This is a genomic window from Palaeococcus sp. (in: euryarchaeotes) (assembly GCF_053987695.1).
In genome coordinates this window covers 1-4,502 of sequence record NZ_JBMXHE010000102.1, presented here as the reverse complement: position 1 = coordinate 4,502, position 4,502 = coordinate 1, and the positions used below count along the sequence as shown (strand labels likewise).

At 41.7% G+C, this 4,502-nt stretch carries 4 protein-coding genes; all 4 read right to left on the bottom strand.

The window, feature by feature from the left end:
• Positions 1-173: 173 nt before the first annotated feature.
• The gene (locus ACXJGZ_RS08145) at positions 174-1,325 is read right to left on the bottom strand and encodes a M48 family metallopeptidase (protein ID WP_456399018.1); all 1,152 of its coding nucleotides are present in this window, start codon (positions 1,323-1,325) and stop codon (positions 174-176) included.
• A 2-nt stretch (positions 1,326-1,327) separates the two neighbouring features.
• Entirely contained in the window at positions 1,328-1,717 is a 390-nt protein-coding gene (locus ACXJGZ_RS08140) for a hypothetical protein (protein WP_456399016.1), read from the bottom strand.
• Complete coding sequence (locus ACXJGZ_RS08135; RefSeq protein WP_456399014.1) at positions 1,701-2,456, bottom strand: hypothetical protein; 756 nt, start codon at positions 2,454-2,456, stop codon at positions 1,701-1,703. Before ACXJGZ_RS08135 ends, ACXJGZ_RS08140 begins: the two co-directional genes overlap by 17 nt.
• Positions 2,457-3,046: 590 nt before the next feature.
• The gene (locus ACXJGZ_RS08130) at positions 3,047-3,763 is read right to left on the bottom strand and encodes a hypothetical protein (RefSeq protein WP_456399012.1); all 717 of its coding nucleotides are present in this window, start codon (positions 3,761-3,763) and stop codon (positions 3,047-3,049) included.
• Between the last annotated feature and the right edge of the window lie 739 nt (positions 3,764-4,502).

Here is a 4,502-nt window from a genome sequence, read left to right as displayed (position 1 = left end):
TTCTGAGGGAGATGAAGTTGTAGTTGTTGGCATATTTGTGATGGTAGATGTTGTTGAAGTTGCTTGAGTTGAAGTTTGGGCAGTTGTTGAGGTTGTAGAGGTGGATTTACCGCCAATACAGCCAGCAGCCAAACCAACAAGCAGTACTCCAACCAGCAAAACTCCCAACTTTTTCATTCCTTTACCACCTCAAGATGTCTTATCCGTTCTTCAACTGAAGGATGAAAGCTCAAAATATCAAACCACTTGCCTGTTCTTTTGGGAGTTAAATTTAATTCAGCCAACTTTTCTAAAGCTCTAATTGTTGCCTCTTTACCCACAATCTTAGCGGCAAATTCATCAGCTTTAAACTCATTTCTAATGACGATTTTGGCTTCAATAATGAAGAGATACGTGAAGTAAGCGAAGAAGAAAACACCAAAGAAAACCCATGGCGAAGAAAATAGCTTAATGCCGAGCTTGTGAAGAGCATAAACGAGTCCCATCCAGAAGACGAACCAACCAATCGTTAGCGTAGCATTTATCCAGAGGTGCTTTCCTTTTATGTGCCCAATCTCATGGGCTAAGACAGCCTTTATCTCATCTTCCTCGAAGTTCTCCAAGAGGTGTGGTGTCACGAAAATGTAGCGATATTTAGGAATTATTCCGCTGACTCCAGCGTTTACAACCTTGTATTCCTTTTTGCCGACAATTTTAACGTCTCTAACTTTAACGCCCAATGATTCGCAGAACTCCATGAGCTCCTTCTTCAGATTTTCATCAATTGGTTTTGACTTCTCTACCCAGAAGATCAAGTAAGGAGCCAACGCAAAGATTGTGAGAATGTAGAGGGCAAAAACTACAAAGACTAACCACATTTTTTCTCTAATACTCTCGGGGAGCGTCATGTATAGAGCGAACCAAGCAATGCCCGGCAAGATTATCAACGCAAAAAACTTCAAGATGTCATTGAGTATTTCACCCTTCCCGACTTCGAGCCCTTTAACGCTGGTCTCGATTTTAGCGGCACTCATTGTGATGAGGGTTATGGAGAGAAGGAGAGGGGATATTAAAATGGCCATAAAAAGCAAGGCTCCCAAGAAGATGTTTGAAGTTATTCCATCAACGAAATTCGAAACTCTATCCAAAGCCTCTAAAGCTATCATTGGTGGAAAATACATGAGGAAAGCCAATACTATGCACGCCACCATAACTTTTGTCCCTTTGTAGAGCTTCTCTTCCTTTGGAATGTCCTCTCTCAGAATTTTCCTGGCATAGTTTCGCATTATTAAAGGCGGGATGATGATGGTTAAGAGTGAGATGAGGATCGTTAAGAGTTCCTTCACCTCTACCCCTCCACTACTTCGAAGAGAACCTCGCTACTTAAATCTTTCGTTATTTTGATTTCTAAAGCGTGTTTTAATAAGTAATTGGGAACTTTTGAGCCTTCAAAGAAAGCTCTAACCCCCATTTTTGGAACATAGAAAAAGTAAACCCTTTTTTTGAGTTCTTCGCTGTGTGCGACCATGAAACCTTTCTCAACATTCACCCTTATCACTTCAAACCCAAAAACTTCAGCCAAGCCAAGAAACATCTCGAAGAGCTTTGCTTTGGCATCTCTTAGGGATTTGTTAACTGCTTGCCGTGAGATTCCCAAAGCATCGGCTATCTCGATCTCTCTGAAACCCTTAGCCTTCATAAGCCAAATTTCTTCCATTCTGTCAGGCAGTTTGAACATTTTGAGCCACCTTTAAAAGTTCTCTGATAAGTTCATTATAATCGCCAAAGCAAAACAAAGCATAGCAACCTCTATCACCCTCAATCAGGACAACGTTTCGCTTAATGCCTATGGACATGAAAATAACGAAGCTCACCACTAAAAGGAGATAGGACATGACGAAAATAAGAAGTGCTTCTCCGACAGGTTTAAAGATTCTCAAAATCATTAGAAGGAGAAGCGCTAGAACGACTGCTACAATGATTGTTGCTTTTCTCAGGAATTCCCTGTAATTAGAGAGCGTCATCGTGAAGTAAAGGAGGAGCATTATGCCAACGAAAGCTGGGATCAGCAAAAATACAACGTATCTTAGTGGAATCATTGTGCCCTTCACGAAAATGTAGATGTAAGGCAAGATGAGAACTAAGATTGGCACGACGAGAGCTTGCCTGAAATACCTCGCTATCTTACCCCTCTTAAGCTTCGTTATGTTTGTTATTTCTCTAATTTCTGAAATTTCAACTTTTATGAGCGGCTTCGGGAAACCATACTTTAAAATCAGCTTTCCATTTTTGACTTCAACTTCCTTTCCAATCGAGACAAGAAGTAAAACCCAAGCAATCCAAAAAGTTACGAATCCGAGCTTTAAATTCTCAGATACATTGAAAAACATCGCTACAACCATCAGTATCATCCCAAGCGAGTTTAGAATTCCTGGAAGTCCACTATAAGGAGCCGGATAAATGTCTTCAAGCTTCATCTCTCTCACCTCTGGGCAATTGTATAAGCGTAGAGAGCTTTAGGAATGCAATGTTGAAGAACAATACACAGGGCAGGGACATCATCCAGGGTACCACTGTATAGGGAGGAGGAAAGAATCTCTCGAGTTCTTGTGATGCATCTGACTTAGGCATAGTACCACCGTGATGAGCTTTTGTCAACATAAGTAAGTTGACTAAAGTTTATATAATTTACGGTAAACACAGTAAATTTAAACTTCTTCAACCTAAAATCTATCATGTTAACCGAAACTATCTTAATTTTAACGTTTGTAATCTTCGTGATAGCTTTGCTATCTTATGTGAAGGGTGAAACCATCAAGCTCATAATCATGGTACTGAATTAATAACAAGTCCTGCAGCAGTTACAAGTGCTATTATCAGAAGGGCTGTTAAGAGAGAAAAGGAAATGCAAGCTCTATCATGCTGATAATTCGCAATTATTGAGGCCACTAAACCCGATATCAGCGAGGGAATTATGAACTTTGGCCTTAGCAACTCGATGTAAGGTCTTAAACTCCAAGATGTAAACATAACTTCACCCATACTTGATCTTAAACCTGCTTTCACTCTAAGTCTGGGTTGGATACTCAACTTCCACAGCTTTATCTAAATCTTGGGGCATGAATACCACGAAACACTGCCCTGTCATCGAGTTTTCTGTGATGGTCACCGTCACTGTGCTTTCAGCGGAACCACTTCTGCTCCTCATGACTTTTCTCTTGCAAATGCCTATTACGTGCCATGGAACGCTGCTTTTGAATCTTATCCTCTTTAGAGGAGTTAGCGTACCGTTTTTAAGAAGATAGAGTTTTAGATTTGAACCATACTCAAGGCTTCCTGCAACTGTATCGACGTCAACCACAAGTCCATCCTCACCGAACTCAATCCCTCTGAAGTCAAGCTTTTCTATCTCCCTGAGCACCTTCAAAGGATGCTGTCCACCAAGCCTTCTCTCCACATCGCCCTCGTAGAAGGTAACTTTCCCTCTTGAATTTACCTCAACGTGATACATCTTGGGTCTCCCATTTTCCATCCCATAGAACTCAAGGACTATATGGTCAAGGCTTCCATCCTCAGCAAGTTTTATTAGAAGCCAATCAAGAGCTGCCGTCGAGTTTTCAACTCCCGTTATCTCGAGTGTTATGTTCCAGAGCTTTGAGAGCGGTAAGCCGTATGCATTCGGCGGGAGGTGAATTTCCTTTTCGGGAGTTGGCTTTAAAACGCTTGCATAGGCTATTGCCGCAGAAAACATTATGAAGAGGATCAAGACGACTCTTTTATTCATCCTATCACCTCCACACATTAAACTACGCATGAATTACACTTAAACCTTGTTTTGAACTAGTTCAAGTTGCACTTTAGGAACTTTACATTTTCTTTTGGAAACCTTGGGGCGGGAATGCGGAGATTCTAAAATCAGCATACGAGCAGAAACCGTTTCCGCTACCAGTTGCATTCGTTGCAACTGGTGCGGTTGGCTTCTTACTCCCGTTCACATTGGGGGCCACCGGCTTGCCTCAAACGGGAGGTCATCAGCCTTCGGGCTGAACGGAAACAACCCCAAAACAAAATCACACTCAAAACTTCAAAAAATTTACGGTTACAAAAATATACAAACACAACAAAAGAAACTATTAGAAGAACAGCCTTTTAAGTTTTGCCAGCATAATAGGGCCTCGAAGAGGCCACCGAGAAACACCCCTCCTGAAGGGTTTTATGTTACCCTCCGCCATTGGAAGGAAGATGCTGTTAAGCGTCCTTTCAAAACCGCTCTTGAGCGGTTAAAAACATTAGAGTGGTCTCTGGGCGAGGTGATAGACCCACAAACCGAACCGCCAATGACGAGTCACTAGAACCCTCGCAAAAAGGAGAGGTCAGTTGACCACCCCCAAGAGCTTTAACTGCTGAGAATTGATTTTCAGATGCCTTTCGGCCTTCTTTGAGACCCTCACAAAGTGATCTTTCCGAAGCATTATCAAACTGGAAAGTATTTTAAGAGCTTTACTCTGAGTGAACTTTCAATT